At 65.4% G+C, this 18,890-nt stretch carries 17 protein-coding genes; 11 read left to right on the plus strand and 6 right to left on the minus strand.

Features of this window, described 5'->3' with window-relative positions; genetic code table 11:
• Nucleotides 1–98 precede the first annotated feature (98 nt).
• The 3 genes from dxs to xseB form a co-directional block, all read right to left on the minus strand.
• Nucleotides 99–1,994, minus strand: coding sequence for a 1-deoxy-D-xylulose-5-phosphate synthase (gene dxs / locus ASD75_RS22485; RefSeq protein ID WP_056748216.1), 1,896 nt, complete (start codon nt 1,992–1,994; stop codon nt 99–101).
• A gap of 91 nt (nt 1,995–2,085) precedes the next feature.
• Nucleotides 2,086–3,060: a polyprenyl synthetase family protein gene (locus tag ASD75_RS22490; RefSeq protein WP_082565134.1), complete on the minus strand. Its 975-nt coding sequence runs from the start codon at nt 3,058–3,060 to the stop codon at nt 2,086–2,088.
• A complete protein-coding gene (gene xseB, locus ASD75_RS22495; protein ID WP_056066864.1) occupies nt 3,057–3,299 on the minus strand; it encodes an exodeoxyribonuclease VII small subunit in 243 nt (80 codons plus the stop codon). Before xseB ends, ASD75_RS22490 begins: the two co-directional genes overlap by 4 nt.
• A gap of 275 nt (nt 3,300–3,574) precedes the next feature.
• Here xseB and ASD75_RS22500 point away from each other — a divergent pair, with 275 nt between their 5' ends.
• The 5 genes from ASD75_RS22500 to flhC all read left to right on the plus strand — a co-directional run bounded on the left by ASD75_RS22500 (nt 3,575) and on the right by flhC (nt 8,050).
• Nucleotides 3,575–4,729, plus strand: a complete 1,155-nt coding sequence (locus tag ASD75_RS22500) for an aromatic ring-hydroxylating dioxygenase subunit alpha (protein ID WP_056748219.1) — start codon at nt 3,575–3,577, stop codon at nt 4,727–4,729.
• A 140-nt stretch (nt 4,730–4,869) separates the two neighbouring features.
• Nucleotides 4,870–5,781: a DMT family transporter gene (locus ASD75_RS22505; protein WP_056748222.1), complete on the plus strand. Its 912-nt coding sequence runs from the start codon at nt 4,870–4,872 to the stop codon at nt 5,779–5,781.
• Nucleotides 5,782–5,882: 101 nt separating this feature from the next.
• The gene (locus ASD75_RS22510; RefSeq protein WP_056748224.1) at nt 5,883–6,788 is read left to right on the plus strand and encodes a sulfurtransferase; all 906 of its coding nucleotides are present in this window, start codon (nt 5,883–5,885) and stop codon (nt 6,786–6,788) included.
• A gap of 327 nt (nt 6,789–7,115) precedes the next feature.
• Nucleotides 7,116–7,442 carry a flagellar transcriptional regulator FlhD gene (gene flhD, locus ASD75_RS22515; RefSeq protein ID WP_015015270.1) on the plus strand — a complete coding sequence of 109 codons (327 nt, stop codon included), beginning with the start codon at nt 7,116–7,118 and terminating at the stop codon, nt 7,440–7,442.
• Nucleotides 7,443–7,486: 44 nt separating this feature from the next.
• A complete protein-coding gene (gene flhC, locus ASD75_RS22520; RefSeq protein ID WP_015015271.1) occupies nt 7,487–8,050 on the plus strand; it encodes a flagellar transcriptional regulator FlhC in 564 nt (187 codons plus the stop codon).
• 163 nt (nt 8,051–8,213) lie between these two features.
• Here the strand turns inward: flhC and ASD75_RS22525 are convergent, their stop codons facing one another.
• Together ASD75_RS22525 and ASD75_RS22530 are read right to left on the minus strand one after the other, a co-directional pair.
• Entirely contained in the window at nt 8,214–8,795 is a 582-nt protein-coding gene (locus ASD75_RS22525; protein ID WP_056748227.1) for a FlgO family outer membrane protein, read from the minus strand.
• A complete protein-coding gene (locus ASD75_RS22530) occupies nt 8,792–9,526 on the minus strand; it encodes a hypothetical protein (protein WP_056748228.1) in 735 nt (244 codons plus the stop codon). The genes ASD75_RS22525 and ASD75_RS22530 overlap by 4 nt, the downstream gene beginning before the upstream one ends.
• Nucleotides 9,527–9,666: 140 nt before the next feature.
• Between ASD75_RS22530 and ASD75_RS22535 the strand changes: the two genes are divergently transcribed.
• From ASD75_RS22535 to ASD75_RS22545, 3 genes are all read left to right on the plus strand, one after another.
• A complete protein-coding gene (locus ASD75_RS22535; RefSeq protein WP_056748230.1) occupies nt 9,667–10,914 on the plus strand; it encodes a spherulation-specific family 4 protein in 1,248 nt (415 codons plus the stop codon).
• Nucleotides 10,915–11,152: 238 nt separating this feature from the next.
• Nucleotides 11,153–12,250 carry an AI-2E family transporter gene (locus tag ASD75_RS22540; protein WP_056748231.1) on the plus strand — a complete coding sequence of 366 codons (1,098 nt, stop codon included), beginning with the start codon at nt 11,153–11,155 and terminating at the stop codon, nt 12,248–12,250.
• 318 nt (nt 12,251–12,568) lie between these two features.
• Nucleotides 12,569–12,862 (plus strand): hypothetical protein, encoded by a 294-nt coding sequence (locus tag ASD75_RS22545; protein WP_056748234.1) that lies wholly within the window; start codon nt 12,569–12,571, stop codon nt 12,860–12,862.
• Between the two features lie 206 nt (nt 12,863–13,068).
• Here the strand turns inward: ASD75_RS22545 and ppc are convergent, their stop codons facing one another.
• A complete protein-coding gene (gene ppc, locus ASD75_RS22550; protein WP_056748236.1) occupies nt 13,069–15,858 on the minus strand; it encodes a phosphoenolpyruvate carboxylase in 2,790 nt (929 codons plus the stop codon).
• 128 nt (nt 15,859–15,986) lie between these two features.
• Between ppc and hemC the strand changes: the two genes are divergently transcribed.
• The 3 genes from hemC to ASD75_RS22565 are packed head-to-tail and all read left to right on the plus strand — an operon-like array spanning nt 15,987 to nt 18,886.
• Nucleotides 15,987–16,919 (plus strand): hydroxymethylbilane synthase, encoded by a 933-nt coding sequence (gene hemC, locus ASD75_RS22555; protein WP_056066841.1) that lies wholly within the window; start codon nt 15,987–15,989, stop codon nt 16,917–16,919.
• Between the two features lie 9 nt (nt 16,920–16,928).
• Nucleotides 16,929–17,756 (plus strand): uroporphyrinogen-III synthase, encoded by an 828-nt coding sequence (locus ASD75_RS22560; RefSeq protein ID WP_056066838.1) that lies wholly within the window; start codon nt 16,929–16,931, stop codon nt 17,754–17,756.
• The gene (locus ASD75_RS22565; protein WP_056748238.1) at nt 17,753–18,886 is read left to right on the plus strand and encodes a uroporphyrinogen-III C-methyltransferase; all 1,134 of its coding nucleotides are present in this window, start codon (nt 17,753–17,755) and stop codon (nt 18,884–18,886) included. The genes ASD75_RS22560 and ASD75_RS22565 overlap by 4 nt, the downstream gene beginning before the upstream one ends.
• Nucleotides 18,887–18,890: the final 4 nt, after the last annotated feature.

Consider the following 18,890-nt stretch of genomic DNA (forward strand, 5'->3'; position numbering starts at 1 on the left):
CACCTTCAGGGTTCTGCAAGCATCTGCGCGACAGCGGTGCAAAGACCCTCCCGGCATCCAAAGGCCAACGCGCTGCGCTGACCGCAGCCCTCCGCCTTTTAGCCCGCGCTGCCTGGCAAAAACCGCGCTGCAATCGATGCGCGAATGCCGGCTGCATCCAGCCCCTGCAACGCCAGCAACTTGGCCGGGTCACCATGCTCAATGAAGACATCGGCCAGCCCGAGCTGCAACACGGGGCGCACAAGGCCCATGGCGTTGAGTGCCTCGGTCACTGCGCTGCCCGCCCCACCCATGATGGCGCCCTCTTCGACCGTCACGAGGGCGTCGTGCCGCTCGGCCACCTCGCGCAGCAAGGCCTCATCGATGGGCTTGGCCCAGCGCATGTTGACCACGGTGGCATCGATCGCCTCGCCCACTTCGAGCGCGGGATACAGCAAGGTGCCAAACGCCAGGATGGCAATGCGGGGCGCCTTGCCGTCCACATCACCCTTGCGCTCGCGGCGGATCTCGCCTTTGCCGAACGGCAGGCCATCGAGCGCAGCCAGCGGCGCCACACCCGCGCCGCTACCACGCGGGTAACGCACGGCCACGGGGTGGTCCTGTTCAAACGCACTGCTGAGCAACTGGCGGCATTCGCGCTCGTCGGCGGGGCAGGCCATGCTCATGTTCGGAATGCAGCGCACGAACGGGATGTCATAAGCGCCTGCGTGCGTGGCACCGTCGGCGCCCACCAGGCCCGCACGGTCCAGTGCAAACACCACGGGCAGGTTCTGCAAGGCCACGTCGTGGATCAACTGGTCGTAGCCACGCTGCAAAAACGTGGAGTAGATGGCCACCACGGGCTTCACGCCCTCGCAGGCCATGCCCGCAGCGAACGTGACAGCGTGCTGTTCGGCAATGCCCACGTCGTAGTAGCGGTCCGGAAAGCGCTTTTCGAACTCGACCATGCCCGAGCCCTCGCGCATGGCGGGCGTGATGCCCACCAGGCGGGGGTCCTGCGCCGCCATGTCACACAGCCACTGGCCGAACACCTGGGTGAAGGTCTGCTTGGGCGGCGTGGCGGGCTTGGTCAGGCCCACGGAGGGATCGAACTTTCCGGGGCCGTGGTAGGCCACGGGGTCGGCCTCGGCCAGCTTGTAGCCCTGTCCCTTCTTGGTGACCACGTGCAGGAACTGCGGACCCTTGAGGCTCTTGATGTTCTCCAGGGTGGGGATCAGCGAATCGAGGTCGTGCCCGTCGATGGGGCCGATGTAGTTGAAGCCGAATTTCTCGAACAGCGTGGCGGGCACCACCATGCCCTTGGCCTGTTGCTCGAAGCGCTTGGCAAATTCGAGCAGGGGCGGCACGGGGCGCAAAACGGTCTTGCCCACGTTCTTGGCGGCGGCGTAGAACTGCCCGCTCATCAGTTGCGCGAGATAGCGGTTGAGCGCGCCCACGGGCGGGCTGATGCTCATGTCGTTGTCGTTCAGCACCACCAGCAGGTTGCAGTCGGCCACACCCGCGTTGTTGAGCGCCTCGAACGCCATGCCGGCACTCATCGCGCCATCTCCAATGATGGCCACGGCATGGCGGTTGTCGCCCTTGCGCTTGGCAGCCAGCGCCATGCCCAAGGCTGCCGAGATGCTGGTGCTGGAATGCGCTGTGCCAAACGTGTCGTAGATGCTCTCCGCCCGTTGCGGAAAGCCCGAGATACCGCCCATCTGGCGCAGCGTGTGCATGCGGTCGCGGCGGCCGGTCAGGATCTTGTGCGGGTAGGTCTGGTGGCCCACATCCCACACCAGGCGGTCTTCCGGGGTGTTGAAGACATGGTGCAAAGCCACGGTCAGCTCCACCGTGCCCAGGTTGGAGCTGAGGTGGCCACCGGTCTGCGACACGCTCTGCAGCACGAACTCGCGCAACTCGGTCGCCAGCACCTTGAGGTCCGCGCGCGAGAGCCGGCGCAGGTCTGCCGGGTCATTGATGGTCTGCAGCAAGGGGAAGGGTGTCGTGGACATTGACTATTCTTTTGATAGCTACGAGCGCAAGAGATTCAAGCACCAGCAGGCATTTGGACATTGAGAGAGTCGCCAGGGACCAGGGCCGGGCTCAGTGGGAGCGGCGCACGACCATGTCCGCCAGGGCTGCCAGGGCACGGGTGTCGGGCAAGCCACTGCGACCCAGGGCCGCATGGGCATCGGCCAGCAGCTCCTGCGCGTAGGCCTGCGCACGCTCCAGACCGAGCAACGATACGTAGGTGGGTTTGTCTGCGGCCGCGTCCTTGCCCGCCGTTTTCCCCAGGGTGGCCGAGTCCGCCACCACATCCAGGATGTCGTCCACCACCTGGAACGCCAGCCCCATGGCAGCTCCATAGTCTGACAGGGCCTGGTAGGCGGTGGGCGCCGCGTGGCCACACAGGGCCCCCATGAGCACGCTGCCCTGGAGCAAGGCGCCTGTCTTGAGGCGGTGCATCTGGCGCAGTTGCGCCTCGGTCAGCGCCACGCCCACGCTGGCTAGGTCAATCGCCTGTCCGCCCGCCATGCCGGCCGAGCCCGCAGCCCGCGCCAGCAGCCGGCACAAAGCCGCCTGCGTGGCAGCGGGGATCAGGGTGTTGTCGGGGGTCAGCAGTTCAAACGCAAAGGCCTGCAGCGCGTCACCCGCCAGCAGGGCCTGGGCTTCGCCAAACTGCACATGCACCGTGGGTTTGCCACGGCGCAGCACGTCGTTGTCCATGCAGGGCATGTCGTCGTGGACCAGCGAATACGCGTGGATCAGCTCCACCGCGCACGCGGCCCGCAGGGCAGCTTCGTCCAGAGCTGCCTGAACCGCCGCGCCCTCGGGTGCCACGGAGTGCGAGGTGCCGCTGCGCGCCGCCTCGTAGGCAGCCAACACCAGCAAGGGCCGCAGGCGCTTTCCGCCGTCCAGGACGGCGTAACGCATGGCGTCGCCCAGCCCTGCCGGAGCGCCGTCGCCCACCCACAAGGACAGCGCCTGCTCCACACGGGCGAGGTGATTCTGGCTCCAGAGATTCGTATCCATGGGCGGGTTCAACACCGTCGAGGAAGTCATCGGCAATGCGCTCATTCCTGGTTCCATGGTTGCAGCTGGCCGTCGTCCAGCACCTTGATCTGGTCCTGCACGGCATCGAGCCGGTGGCGGCAAAAAGCCAGCAAGGCGGCGCCGCGCTGGTAGCCAGCCAGCATCTGGTCCAGCGGCAACTGGCCCGATTCAATGCGGGCCACGAGTTGCTCCAGCTCCTCCAGGGCCGCCTCGTAGCTGGCAGGTTCGGCGGGAGGAGCAGGGGTTGCGGGGGCCTTGGGCATGGAGGGGGCGGCAGTGCGCGGGTGAAAAACCGGTGATTTTAGGCGCAGCGCTGTGGCGCCCGTGTCAGACAGTGGCCGATCCGTGGGAGGTCTCTATTTTTCGGGAACCGGTGTTTTCTATTCACGTAGCGGGGGTGCGGGAATAACCCCACCGCCTATAATCCCATTCCCGTCGAGCCGGCTACCCACCCTAGCCGGTTTTCTTTTTCCAGATGCGCCTTCACGGGCGCACCTCCCGCACTCTCTCTGTGGGGAGTCTTTAGGTCAGGTCACCCATGTCTGATTTAAGTCTTCAACTGCAGCAGGCCGCAAGCCAACTACCAGTTTCGAGCTACTTTGATGATGCGCTGTTCCAGCGCGAGCTGGAGACCATCTTCCAGCGCGGGCCCCGCTATGTGGGGCATCAATTGGCTGTGCCCAACGCGGGCGACTACTACGCACTGCCCCAGGAGGGCGAGGGCCGCGCGCTGGTGCGCAACGCTCAGGGCGGTATCGAGCTGGTCTCCAACGTCTGCCGCCACCGGCAGGCGGTCATGCTCAAGGGCAAAGGCTCGCTGAACACCCAGCAAAAGGGCAGCGCGGGCGGCAACATCGTGTGCCCACTGCACCGCTGGACGTACAACCCCAAGGGCGAGCTGCTGGGCGCACCGCATTTCGCGCACGACCCGTGCCTGAACCTGAACAACTACAAGCTGCGCGAGTGGAACGGCCTGCTGTTTGAAGACAACGGCTACGACGTGGCTGCCGACCTCGCCCAGATGGGACCACGCGCCGACCTGGACTTTGACGGCTACGTGCTCGACCACGTGGAGCTGCACGAGTGCAACTACAACTGGAAGACCTTCATCGAGGTCTATCTGGAGGACTACCACGTGGGCCCCTTCCACCCGGGCCTGGGCAGTTTTGTCACCTGCGACGATCTGCGCTGGGAGTTCGGCAAGAACTACTCCGTGCAGACCGTGGGTGTAGCCAACCGCCTGGGCAAGGCCGGCAGCCCCGTGTACGAACGCTGGCACGAAGCCTTGCTCGCCTACCGCGAGGGCAAGCCGCCCAAGCATGGCGCCATCTGGCTCACGCTGTACCCGCACATCATGGTGGAGTGGTATCCGCATGTGCTCACCGTGTCCACGCTGCACCCGATCAGCCCGACCAAGACGCTGAACATGGTGGAGTTCTACTACCCCGAAGAAATCGCTGCATTCGAGCGCGAGTTCGTCGAGGCGCAGAAGGCCGCCTACATGGAGACCTGCATCGAGGACGACGAAATCGGCGAGCGCATGGACGCGGGCCGCAAGGCCCTGATGGCACGCGGCGACAACGAGGTGGGCCCCTACCAAAGCCCCATGGAAGATGGCATGCAGCACTTCCACGAGTGGTACCGTGAGGCGATGGGCTCGGACACCATCGACCCGACCACGCCAAACCGCTGAATACGGCGGCAAAACCCTGCCAATCTGCAGACCCGCCGTGGTCTGCTCTCATTACAATAGCTGCCAGTGCTTAAAAAATAAGCGCTGGCAGCTATTTTCATTTTTGCGCCCCACGGCGCGCTTCAAGAGATCACAACCCGATGCAAGCCCTCTGGATGGTGTTGGCCGCGTTCCTGTTTGCCAGCATGGGCGTGTGCGTCAAGATCGCCTCGGACTTCTTCAACTCCGCCGAGCTGGTGTGTTACCGGGGCCTCATCGGCATGTTGATTCTCTGGCTGCTGTCACGCTCGCAAAAAGTGACGCTGTCCACGCAGTACCCCGGCATGCACGCCTGGCGCAGCCTCGTGGGGGTAGCGTCGCTGGGCGCCTGGTTCTACGCCATTGCGCACCTGCCGCTGGCGACCGCCATGACGCTCAACTACATGAGCAGCGTGTGGATCGCGGCCTTCCTGGTCGGCGGCACGCTGCTGGCCTGGCGACCATCCGCCGCCACGCCCCGGCCTGCGCTGCAAGGCCCGCTGGTGCTGACGGTGCTCACCGGGTTCGTGGGCGTGGTGCTGATGCTGCGCCCCAGCCTGGACCAGAACCAGGCGTTCGCCGGGATGATTGGCCTCATGTCCGGCTTGTCAGCCGCATTTGCCTACATGCAGGTGGTGGCGCTGTCGCGCCTGGGCGAGCCTGAGTCGCGCACCGTCTTCTACTTTGCGGTGGGCTCCGCGGTGGCGGGCGGCTTTGCCATGCTGTTCACCGGCATGTCGGACTGGCCGGGCTGGCAAGCGCTGTGGCTGCTGCCCATCGGGGTGCTTGCGGCTGGCGGGCAACTGTGCATGACCAAGGCTTACGCCAGCGCCAAGACCCAGCGCGGCACACTGGTGGTGGCCAATCTGCAGTATTCGGGCATCGTGTTTGCCGCCGTCTACAGCGTGCTGTTGTTTGGCGACAAGATCCCGCCCATCGGCTGGATCGGCATGGCCCTCATCGTGGGCAGCGGCATTGTGGCCACCATCTTGCGGGCCCGGGCCGCGCCCGGCGCACCGGCCGAAGAACACTGACCGATACAAAAACCAATGCGCGCAGGCGAGGACAGTCCCCATCGGGATGGCCACAATGGAGGCCTCCCCGCCCAACCGGTTGCTTTGCACCTGATCTGCCGATGACCACCTACACCACGCTCATCTCCGCCCCCGACCTGCAAGCCCTCATCGCCAGCGGTGCGCCGCTGATGGTGTTTGATTGCAGCTTCGAACTCATGCAGCCGACGGCCGGCGCGCAGCAATATGCGCAAGCCCATATCCCCGGCGCCGTGTACGCCAACCTCGACAATGACCTCAGCGCCAAGCACGGCGCACCTGGAGCCACCGGCACTGTGACGGCGCAGGAGGCTGACCAGCCCGCATCCGGCGGCCGCCACCCACTGCCCAGCCGCGAACGGTTTGCCATGTGGCTGTCCAGCGTGGGTTTTGCCAACAACATGCAGGCCGTGGTGTACGACCGCCAGGGCGCCAACTACTGCGGCCGCCTGTGGTGGATGCTCAAATGGGCAGGCCATGACGCCGTGGCCGTGCTCGACGGCGGGCTGCAGGCCTGGCAGGCCGCAGGTGGTGCGATCCACAGCGGAGAAGAGCCGTCGCACTTCCAGTCCCACTTTGCACTGAACGAGCCCTTGCGCCAGCTGGCCACGGCCAGCGATGTCCTGGCCCGCCTGCAGCGCCCCGCAGACCAGACCGTGATCGATGCCCGCGCCGGCGCCCGCTACCGGGGCGAGGTGGAGCCGCTGGACCCGGTGGCCGGCCACATTCCGGGCGCACTCAACCGGCCGTTTGCCGAAAACATCGGCGCCGACGGCCGCTTCAAACCCGCAGCCACACTGCGCGCAGAGTTCGACGCCTTGTTGGCAGGCCGCAATCCTGCAACCGTGGTGCACCAGTGTGGCAGCGGCGTGAGCGCCGTGCCCAATCTGCTGGCCATGGAGATTGCCGGCCTGGGGCACACCGCACTGTTTGCGGGCAGCTGGAGCGAATGGTGTTCAGACCCAACTCGCCCCGTCGAAAAAGGCTGAACAGCGCTGACTGCGGCGCCTAACGAACGCCGCCGGTTGCAAAAGCGCAAAAAAGATGGTTTTGCAGGCGCTATCAAAACCATGAGCAGAATTCGGGGACCGGCGCCTGCCAACGCAGCAGATGCACCCCTCTTGAAAGCCAGCAGACGCCTGATCTGCTTGTAGGGCAAATTCCTACACAGCCCACCGCGAAACCAGACACGCGGCACAGCCAAACCCCGACTTAATTTCTGATTGGGGCGGTTTCACAATCCATTTCAACGGATCACGCAAAACCTGCAGTCAGCAGGCCACGCAAGACCCGGTACTGGAAAAAAGGAAGCCGCCATGACCAACGAACAAATCCTCGCTGAAATCCGCGAAGCCAACCTCACCTACCTGATGCTGGCCCAAACCCTGATCCGTCAGGACAAGGCCGAAGCGGTTTTCCGTCTGGGCATGAACGAGGAGTCTGCCGATATTCTCGCTTCGCTGTCGGCCGCGCAAGTGATGAAACTGGCCTCCCGCAACACGCTACTTTGCAGCTTCCGCGTGGACGACAACCTGGTGTGGAGCTTGCTGACCAACCACTCGGCCAAGAAGGTGGGCAACGACGCCACCAACACCCTGCACGCCAACATCCTGATGGCCAGCCGCGTGTCGGAAGTGCTCTGAAGCACTAGCCCGCAGCGTTGTCCCGTTCTCACCGAAAGCCCGCCATGTCCTCCACCACCACCGCCGCCGCCAAAGCCCCTGTCAAAAGCGTTCTGAACGAATCCAAGCAGATCGAACGCGCAGCCATGCTGATCCAAATGGGCGCCCGCATGCAGGTGCTGGAGTCCGAGACCACGCTGTCGTATGAACGCCTGATCCGCCTGTACAAGGAGATCGCGGGCAAGTCGCCCTCCAAAGGCCAGCTGCCCTTCTCCACCGACTGGTTCCTGACCTGGCAAGAGAATATCCACAGCTCGCTGTTTTTGAACATCTACGAGTACCTGTCCAAGGGCGTGGACCTGGATTCGGTGGAGCTGCTGACCAAGGCCTACCGCCTGTACAACGAACAAGTCGCCACAGCCGAGATCGAACCCCTGCTGTCCTTCACCCGCGCCTGGCGCCTGGTGAAATTCGTGGACGCCGGCATGTTGACCCGCACCAAGTGCAGCCAGTGCAGCGGCCAGTTCGTGACCGAGCTGTACGAAAACCGCCATTTCACCTGCGGCCTGTGCAACCCGCCCGCCCGTGCCGGCAAGAGCAAGACCGCCGGTGCGCTGATGTTGCATTGACACCTTGGCTTTTTTTTTGAGCCAAAAGCGCCCGATGCGCTAGTGCATATTGCCGCTCTAGCTATTGATTAGATAGCAAACAAATAAGGCCCTATTCGGGGCCTTTTTGCTGTCTGCTGTCTGCCGATGGAATGTGGTGCAAGGCAGAACGCCGATCCACCCATCAACGCCCCGCAAGCAAGGTGCGCACGTTCTCGTCCACGGGCACCGCGTAGTTGTGCGCCGCAATCACATGGTTGCCCACCGGGTTCACCAGCTTAAGGCTGATATACACCACCGAGGCCGACACCGCGTACGTGCCCACGACCACGGCCTGCGCGTTCTGCGCCTGGCTGACCTCCCGCACCTCGCGCGACAGCAGCAACTCGCCCTGTTCGCGGTGCAAAACCAGGTTGTCGCGCAGCTTCACCTCCGTCACGCGCAGCCCGCGCTGCACCATGCGCCCCGCGATCTGCTCCGAAAAGATGCGCCCCAGCCGCGACGACTCGTTGAGCCGGTCCACATTGACCAGGGTGGCCACCAACAGCGGCTGGCTCGCGTCGAGCGGCGCGTTGAGCAGCAAGGCATCCGTTGCCCGGTCGTTCACCTCGATCAGGTCGGTGCGCGACACGCCACCCGCACTGTTGCCGTAGTAGTAGCTGTGGACCGGGTTGGTCGAGCAGCCCTGCAGCGCCAGGGCCGACACCACCACCATGCCCAAGCACCACGCGGACCTGAGCTTGCCGGGATGGAAACGGCGCATCATGGTGCCACCACCCGCCAGGTTTTAACGGGGGTGGGCGCCGGTGCGGGCACCAAGACCTCTGGCTGGTACAGCGCGGCATCTTCCCGCTCGATGTAATACAGGTCTGCGGAACCAGCCAAATAACGGTCACGGCTCTTGAGAGTCGTAGTGATCAGAACTTCAGTCCGCGTAGGCCCGCCCGCTGCGGCACCTTGCGTGTACAGATGGGCCATGTCCAATGCCAAGCCCGCTCCCACCCCCAGTGCTGTCGCAACGCCTGGGAGCAAAGTGCGATCCGAATAGTGCACCTTCCAGTCACGCCATACCCCCACGCCGGTCCCGATGAGGGTCCCAGCGATCGGGACAGGGAAATTGGGCGGAACACCGGCCAGGTGTTGAACCACCTGGGTCTGCACCTCCAGCTCCACCGCAGTAGGAACCGTGGAAAGGACAACGCCGCGGTTCAACAAATGCACTGTCAGCAGTTTGAGGAAACCCGCGTTGAAGCTGGATTTGTCCGCCACCGTCACGTGAATGGGGTACTCGCCTGCAGGCCAGGACGCGATCTTCTCGGCAACTCGCCCAGCCACATCCCCAGCCAGCACATCCCAGTGGTGCACGGCGCGGGCCTTTTTCTGGCCAGTAGCGGGATAGTTGTCGGCGCGTGGCACGTCCAGGGTGCCGCAGCCAGCCAGCAGCGTTGCTGCCAGCAACGGCACAACGGTCGAAATGCGCAGGAGGGAAGATCGCATGGGGCCATGTTAGTGGCGCCAGCCATCCGTGATCGGCATAACAAAGCCGTCTTTCCCCACCTTAAGCCGCGATTTCAGCGCTTGGTGACGCCACTACAAGCACTCACAATAGCCGTACACCCAATAAACCCCGGAAGACCATGCACACCAAGAACACGACACAACGCCTCGCGTCCCTGCTGGCCTTGACCGCCGCGCTGGCTGGCTGCGGCGGCGGATCGGACAAAACTGCCACGCCCGCGCCGCCTGCACCGCCACCTCCGCCTGCTGCGGCCCCCGTCAGCGTGAGTTTCGTGCAGTCCGCCAACAACGTGCTTGAACCCAGCAGCTCGGAGCCTCTGTCCGTCAATGTCTCTACGAACGGCAGCGCCGCGCCAAACGGCACCGCTGCCACCTTCGCCGTGAACCCCAGCACTGCGGGCACCCTGGCCCCTGTGGCACCCACAACGGTTGGTGGTGTCGCCAGCACCACCTTGACGGTCAGCAGCCTGCCGCCCACCGCGACATTTCAGGTGACAGCCACTGCCACCAGCAGCGCCAACTCGGCCAGTGACAGCCTGACGTACTATGTGCGCCCCGCTCACAAGCCGCTGCAGGTGTTGGTCCCCGCCTATTTCACGGCCACCGGTACATCGTCCCCCTGGGCCACGCTGACGAGCGGAGCGACCAGCTATCCCGATGTTCAGATCAACGTTATCGCCAGCACCAACAGCGGCATCCTGACAGCTTCCACCAAGGAAGATAGCGACCTCACCACCGCAGTCAAAGCCTTCCGGGCGGTGTCAGGCACCAGCAACCGCGTGATCGGGTATGTGGCAACCTCATCGAGCAGCGGCGGCACGCTCTCCGTCGCCGACGTCAAGACCACCATCGACAACTACATCAGGCTCTATCCCAAACTGCTTGATGGCTTTTTTCTGGACGGCATGGCCACCGACAGCGCGCGGGTCGCTTACTTCCAGGACATCTACAACTACGTCAAGGGATTGACCTCGGGCATGAGTACGGGTGCCAGCGCTCCAGGCACCCCTCTCCTGGTTGGCAATCCTGGCACCTACCCTGTCCCGGCCTACGCCGCGGTTGCTGATACGCTGGTGACCTACGCAGGCAATTCAGCCGCGTACCAGAACGTGGATCCACAGCCGTCGAGCACCTGGGTCTATGCCAAGGCCAACACAGCGCAAGCGATGCTGGTGCACTCGGCCAGCACCTGCACCGAGATGCAAGCAGCCGTGAAGAATGCGAACCGCCCACGCCTGAACACGGGCATGGTGTACGCCACCAACCTGGCTATCGGAGCCCCATGGTCGGCCCTGCCCACCTACTGGCCACAGTTGCTGGGCACCGTAGATGCTCTCAACAAGGAACGCACCTTGCCGCTCTGCTGAGGACCGTGGGCCGTGCCGTACCAAGCGCTGAACGCCTACATGCATTGTTAGAAGGCCCCCTCACAATCGGCGCATGACGACTGAGCCCACTTCCACGCCCTCCTCGCAAACTCCCTTGGAGGAGGGACAAGCAACAGCCGCATCGGTAGCAGACGCTGCACCCCGCCAGGACTCCGATGCCCCTGAAATAGCAGGGTACGCCCCGGCAGCCGGTCCGGCGTCCCACGCAGCCCCTCTCATGCTCCACATGCCCGTGGACGTGCGCAACCTCTCCCTCGCGTTGCTGGCACTGTTCGCCAGCGTGGCGCTGCTGCACTGGGCCAGTGCGGTGTTCATCCCGATCATGCTGAGCTTGTTGCTGACCATTGCGCTGCGGCCAGCGGTGGAGATGATGGCCCGGTGGCATGTGCCGCGGGCGCTGGGGGCGGGCTTGTTGCTGGTGGCCATCGTCGCCGGGCTGGCCAGCACGGCCTGGTCGCTCAGCGACGGGGCGGCCCAACTGGTGGACTCGGTTCCTGTCGCCGCCAAGAAGGTCCGCGACAACCTCAAGGCACGCGCGGGTGGCAGCAGTCCGCTGGACACTGTGCAGAAGGCGGCCACCCAGATCGAGCAGGCCGCCAACGAAAACAGCGCCGCCAGCGCAGCGCCCCGCCGGGGCGTGCAGCGGGTGATCGTGGAGCGTCCGCCCTTCAACATCCGCGACTACCTGTGGAGCGGCACCATGGGCCTGATGTCGGCGCTGGGGCAGCTGATGGTGGTGGTGTTCCTGACCTATTTTGCCCTCGCCTCGGGCAACCTGTTCCGAGACAAGCTGCTGCGCATTGCGGGCACCAGCCTGGAGCGGCGCAAGGTCACCATCCATGTGCTGCAGGACATCACCCAGCAGATACAGCGTTATCTGCTGCTGCAGGTGTTCACCAGCGTGCTGGTCGGCCTGGCCACCGGCGCGGCCTATTGGGCATTGGGGCTGGAAAACGCCGCCGTATGGGGGGTGGTGGCAGCCGTGCTCAACCTCGCGCCATACATCGGCTCGGCGCTGGTCACAGGGGCCTCGGCCCTGGTGGCTTTCTTGCAGTTCGGCACGCTCGACATGGCCATGGCCATTGGCGGTGCCTCGCTGGTCATCCACACACTGATCGGCAACCTGCTGACCCCCTGGCTCACCAGCCGCACCAGCAGCATGAGCCCCGTGGCCGTGTTCATCAGCGTGCTGGCCTGGGGCTGGCTGTGGGGCCTGTGGGGACTGCTGCTGGGCATCCCGGTGATGATGGCCGTGAAGGCCGTGTGCGACCGGGTGGAAGACCTGAAGGCCGTGGGCGAGTTGCTGGGCGACTGAGCGACTTGGCCACCGAGCGACGCGGCGTCTGCCACTGACGCCGTCACTGCGGCTCGGGCGGTCCGGATCTCTGCACCTGTTCCACACGTGGACTCTGGCATCGCACCAGAGATGCAGCTCCCCGAATTACCGAACACCAGGGCGCAACTGCGCCACCCAACTGTCATTGGTGATTGTTTCCAATACTGGAACAGTTAGTTTGCGACTGGGTGGTTTTTCCCTGAACACCATCGGCGTACAGTTCATCCCATCGATGAGCCGAACCCGCAAGGCGACTGGCTTTTTTGAGACGCTTTTTAACTTTCAAGGATTTTCATCATGAACAAGACCGCTCGTTTCCTCTCCGTCGCCGCTGTTGCCGCTTTCGCTGCTTTTGGCGCCCATGCAGACGAAGCCGATGGCTCGCAATTTGCCCTGAAGTTCGACACCAACCGCACCCGCGCTGAAGTGGCTACCGAAGCTGTCGTCGAAGCCCGCACCCACAACATGGAACCCGCAGGCTCGCGTGTAGTGACCTACCAATCCACCGCTGACCGCGCTGCCGTGCGTGCCCAGGCTGCCGAAGCCGTGCGCACCGGCCAGATCCCTTCGGGCGAATTCAGCGCCATGTAATCGCATGACCGATTGACGCAGTTGCGGGACTTCCCATGGTGGTGGCACTTCGCGCGGTGCGGATGCTGCTGCCATGGGAGGTGTTTTAGACACACAGTTCCACACTGGCCAAACAAACTGGGCTCCCATTGGGAGCCCTTTTTGTTGTGGGTGCCTGCGATGGCAGCGAGCCGGAAAGTGCGGGTTCGGACCGCTGTGCCCGCAGATCAGCCTGTATTGCGCAGCCCCGCTGCAATCCCGTTGATGGAGATGTGAATCCCGGTCTGCACCCGCTCGTCGCCCTGCCCTGCGCGCCAGCGGCGCACCAGCTCGACCTGCAAGTGGTGCAGCGGATCGATGTACGGGAAGCGGTGCTTGATGGACCGCGCCAGCGCCGTGTTGTGCGTCAGGCGCTGCTTGTCGCCCGTGATGCGGGTGAGTGCATCGGCCGTGCGGTGCCACTCGGCCTCGATGCTGGTGAACACCTTTTTGCGTAGACGCGCGTCGGTCACGAGTTCGCTGTAGCGCGACGCCAGGGCCAGATCACTCTTGGCCAGCACCATGTCCATGTTGGACAGCAGGGTGCGGAAGAATGGCCACTGGCGGTACATCTTCTGCAGCAGCGCCAGCTGGGCCTTGGGGTCCTTGCCTTCGGTGTTGATGAAGGCTTCCACAGCCGAGCCAAAACCGAACCAGCCGGGCAGCGTGAGGCGGCACTGGCCCCAGCTGAAGCCCCAGGGGATGGCGCGCAGGTCTTCGATCTTCTGGCTGGCCTTGCGGCTGGCAGGGCGCGAGCCGATGTTGAGCTCGGCGATCTCGCGGATGGGCGTGGAGTTGAAGAAGTAGTCGGTAAAGCCCGGGGTCTCGTACACCAGCGCACGGTAGCTGCCCATGCTGGCCAGCGAGAGCTGCGCAGCAGCATCCAAAAACGCCTTGGTGGCGGGCTTGGTGGGCTGCAGCAGGGTGGCTTCGAGCGTGGCGGCGACCAGAGTTTCCAGGTTGCGTCGGCCGATTTCGGGGTTAGCGTATTTGGAGGCGATGACTTCGCCCTGCTCCGTCAGACGGATCTGGCCGCGCACGGTGCCGGGCGGCTGCGCCAGAATGGCCTGGTAGCTGGGGCCACCGCCACGGCCGACAGTGCCGCCCCGGCCATGGAACATGCGCAGCTGGATGCCGTGGGTGGTGGCGAGTTCATCGAAGAGTTCGACGAGGGCGATCTCGGCGCGGTACAGCTCCCAGTTGCTGGTGAAAATGCCGCCATCCTTGTTGCTGTCGCTGTAGCCCAGCATGATGTCCTGCTCGCCGCCGCTGCGCTGCACCAGAGCTGCCACACCGGGCAGCGCATAGAACTCGCGCATGATGGGCGCGGCATTGCGCAGGTCTTCGATGGTTTCGAACAGGGGCACCACGATAAGGAGGTTCTTCGACTCGGCATCCAGCGTGCCGTTCATCAGCCCCACTTCCTTTTGCAGCAGCAGCACCTCCAGCAGGTCGCTCACCGTTTCGGTGTGGCTGATGATGTAGTGGCGAATCGCCTCATGCCCGAAGCGCTCGCGCATCACACGGGCGGTTTCAAAGATGGCCAGCTCGCCCTGGGCGTGCGCGGAATACTCGGCGCCTACCACGCGCAGCGGGCGCGCGTCGTTCAGCAGCTTGATCAGCAGTGCGCGCTTGGCGGCCTCTTGCAGGTTGGCATAGTTGGGCTCGATACGGGCCTTGGCCAGCAGCTCGGCCACCACCTCCTCATGCTTGTCGGAGCTTTGGCGCAGGTCCACCGTGGCCAGGTGGAAGCCAAACACTTGCACGGCGCGGATCAGCGGGTGCAGTCGCTCGGCAGCCAAGGCTTGGCCATGGTGGGACTGCAGCGAGGCCTCGATCACCTGCAGGTCGGCCAGGAACTCCTCGGCACTGGCATAGGCGTTTTGTGGCGCCACCGCATGGCGCGCGGCTTCGCCACCGGTCAGATCCTTGAGCGATGCGGCAAGGCGCGCGTAGATGCCAGTCAGCGCACGGCGGTAGGGCTCGTCCACGCGGTGTTCGTTGGTGTCGGGCGAGCGCTGGGCCAGGGCCTCCATCTCGGCCGACACCTGCACCAGGCGGGCCGACAGCGACAGCTCGCCGCCCAGGTAGTGCACCTCGGTCAGGTAGTGGCGCAGGGCCACTTCGGCCTGGCGGCTCAGGGCATATTGCAAGGTCTGCGCGGTGACGTTGGGATTGCCGTCACGGTCGCCACCAATCCACTGGCCCATGCGCAAGAAGCTGTGCACAGGGTACTGGCCCAGCTCGTTTTCCAGGTCCGCATAGATCTTGGGGATCTCACGCAGAAAGGTGGCTTCGTAATAAGAAAGCGCGTTTTCGATCTCGTCAGCCACCGTGAGCTTGCTGTAGCGCAGCAGGCGCGTCTGCCACAACTGCGCCACACGGGCACGCAGCAGGGCTTCGTTGGCAGCCAGCTCGCGCGGGGTGAGCGCGTCCTTGGCACTGTTGTAGAGCTGGGCGCGCACCTGGATGTCGTCGCGTGTGGCCAACAACTGGGCGATGTCGCGCTCGGCGTCCAGAATGCTCTTGCGCTGCACCTCGGTGGGGTGAGCCGTGAGCACGGGGGCCACGTAGCTGCCCGCCAGCGTCTGCGAAATCGTCTTGGGCGCAATGCCTGCCCAGCGCAGGCGCGACAGGGCGACCTCGATGCTGCCCTCTTGCGTGTCGCCTGCGCGCTCGTGCACCGCGCGGCGGCGGATGTGGTGGCGGTCTTCGGCCAGGTTGGCCAGGTGGCTGAAATAGGTGAAGGCGCGGATCACGCTCACCGTCTGGTCGCCCGACAGGGACTTGAGCAGCTTCTTGAGCGCGCGGTCGGCCTCCTGGTCGGCGTCGCGGCGGAAGGCCACGGAGAGCTTGCGGACCTGCTCGACCAGCTCATAAGCCTCCACCCCCTCCTGCTCCCGGATCACGTCGCCCAGAATACGGCCCAGCAGGCGGATGTCATCAATCAGGGGCTGGTCCTTGTCGGATCGTTTCATGCAGGAGTCTCCGGGATGGGTGGGATGGCCTGGCGCGTTGAGCCCGCATGGCCGCAGGCCGCACCAGCCCCAGTGCGGGCGCATGCTAGCATCCTGCGCCGCTGAATAATTACAAACAGGTTACGAACTTGAGCCCCTCGCCAACGCCCCTCATCGTCATCGCCACCCGCGAAAGTCGCCTTGCGCTGTGGCAGGCCGAGCATGTCAAAGCGCTGCTCGAAGCCCGTGGCCACAGCGTGCAACTGCTGGGCATGACCACCAAGGGCGACCAGATTCTGGACAAGTCCCTCAGCAAGGTGGGCGGCAAGGGCCTGTTTGTGAAAGAGCTGGAAGTGGCGCTGGAAGAAGGCCGCGCCCACATTGCCGTGCATTCGCTCAAGGACGTGCCCATGGAGCTGCCCGAGGGCTTTGCCCTGGCCTGCGTGATGGAGCGTGAAGACCCGCGCGATGCCTTTGTCTCCCCCCGCTACGAGAACCTGGACGCCCTCCCGCAGGGTGCCGTGGTGGGCACGTCGAGCCTGCGCCGCCAGGTGCTGCTGCAGGCTCTGCGGCCTGACCTGAAGATCGAGCCCCTGCGCGGCAACCTCGACACCCGTCTGCGCAAGCTGGACGAAGGCCAGTACGACGCCATCGTGCTGGCCGCCGCAGGCCTCAAGCGCCTGGGGCTGGAAGCCCGCATCCGCACCACGTTCGAGCCTAGCGCCATGCTGCCTGCTGCAGGCCAGGGCGCGCTGGGCATCGAGGTGCGCAGCGACCGGCAAGACCTGATCGACGCGCTGGCACCGCTGGCCCACCAGACCACCTGGCTGACCGTGGCCGCCGAGCGCGCCGTGAGCCGCGCCATGGGGGGCAGCTGCTCGATGCCCCTGGCAGCGCACGGCACCTTCACCCAGGGCGTGCTGCAGCTGGACGCCGCCTGGGGCGACCCCGAGGACAAAGCCCCGCTGGTGCGCGCCCAGGCCTCTGCCCCGGTCACCACACTGGCGCAAGCGGAAGCACTGGGCGACGCGATTGCGCAGCGCCTGCGTGCTGGGGGTGCGCGCGGCGTCACCCCGGCCTAAGAGCCTGAGATGGGCACCTCAGCGCCCCGGGTCATCGTCACACGCCCTGCCCGCGAAGCGGCGCATTGGGTGGCGCAACTGGGCGCACACGGCATACAGGCTGTGGCGCTGCCCCTGATTGCGATTGGCCCCTGCACGGACGCTGCCCTGCGACAGGCGCTGGACGAGGCCCGCGCCAACGTCGGCACCTACCGCGCTCTGATGTTTGTCAGCGGCAACGCCGTGGCGCACTTCTTTGAGCCAAATCACCCTGTAGTGCTGGATATTCATGCCCTGGCAGCTACAAAAACAAGAGCATGGGCGCCCGGCCCAGGCACCACCCGCGCGCTGGAGCAGGCGGGCGTGCCGCGCAGCGCCATCGACGGGCCCGCGCCCGACGCGCCGCAGTTCGACTCGGAAGCGCTGTGGCGCCAAGTGGCCCCCCAGGTGCGGCCTGGCGACCGCGTGCTGATCGTGCGCGGTCGCTCCGCCACGCCGCAGGGCGCACACGAATCGCCCCAGGGCAATGGGCGCGAGTGGCTGGCCCAGCAGATCGAGGCGCAGGGCGGTCAGGTGGAGTTTGTGGTGGCCTACCAACGCGGCGCGCCCCGCTTCACGGCCCAGGAGGTGGCGCTGGCGCAACAGGCGGCGCACGACGGCGCTGTCTGGCTGCTGAGCAGCTCCGAGGCGGTGGCCCACCTGGCCGAGGCCCTGCCCGGCCAATACTGGGGCGCAGCACAGGCGCTGACCACCCACCCGCGCATCGCCGAAGCGGCCCGCGCAGCGGGCTTTGGCACCGTGCGGGAATGCCGTCCGGCGCTGGAAGACGTGGTGGCCTCGATAGAATCGGCCGCATGAGTTCTGCGCCCCCCGACGATCTGCCCTCCACGCCCCCTGCAGCCCCTGTGGCCGCCGCTGTGGGCGCGCCAGCAGTGAGCCCGGCCCCCTCGGCCGCTGCGCCAGCCGCTGCCACCGGCCGCAGTGGCGCCATGACCTTGCTGTTGGGCACGGTGGCGGTGGCCGCATTGGTCAGCAGCGGCCTGCTGTGGCAAAAGCTCAGCGCCATTCAGGAGCAACTGGCCCGGCAGTCCGCCGACTCGGGCGCCCTGGCCATCGAGGCCCGCACCATGGCCCGCCAGGCCGAAGAGCTGGTGCGCGACACAGCGGCTCGCCTCTCGGTGGCGGAGGCCCGCGTGAGCGAGGTCGCCCTGCAGCGCAGCCAGCTCGAAGAACTCATGCAAAGCCTGTCGCGTTCGCGCGATGAAAACCTGGTGGTGGACATTGAGTCGGCCATCCGCCTGGCGCAGCAACAGGCCCAGCTCACCGGCAGCCTGGAGCCGCTGGTGGCAGCGCTCAAAAGCGCCAACCAACGCATCGAGCGCTCTGCCCAGCCCCGCCTGGCCCCCGTGCAGCGCGCCATCGGCCGCGACCTGGACCGCCTGACCCGCGCCACCGTGACCGACACCGCTGGCCTGCTGGCCCGCCTGGACGACCTGGTGCGCCAGGTGGACGACCTGCCCGTGCTCAATGCCGTGGCCCAGGCCGCCTCGACCAAGCGCCTGTCCGCCGGCCCCGCAGCCCCTGGCAGTGCCCCCGCCCCCACCGAGGGCCTGGCCTGGTGGCAAGCGGCCCTGCAGCGTAGCTGGGAGGTGGTGCGCGACGAGGCCCGCAGCCTGGTGCGCGTGAGCCGCATCGACCAGCCCGAAGCCATCTTGCTGGCCCCTGAGCAGACCTTCTTTTTGCGCGAGAACCTCAAGTTCAAGCTGCTCAATGCACGCCTGGGCATCCTGGCACGCCAGTTCGAGTCGGCCCGTGCCGACCTGACCGCGGCCACCGCAGCGCTCAACAAGTATTTCGACCCCGCATCGCGCCGCACCCAGAACGTGGCCTCCACCCTGCAGCAGGCCCAGGCCAGCATGAAGGCGGCCGAGCTGCCGCGCCTGGACGAAACCCTGTCGGCCCTGGCCACCGCCGCTGCGGGACGTTGACAAT

The organism is Acidovorax sp. Root568 (assembly GCF_001427445.1).
Lineage (GTDB): Bacteria > Pseudomonadota > Gammaproteobacteria > Burkholderiales > Burkholderiaceae_C > Acidovorax > Acidovorax delafieldii.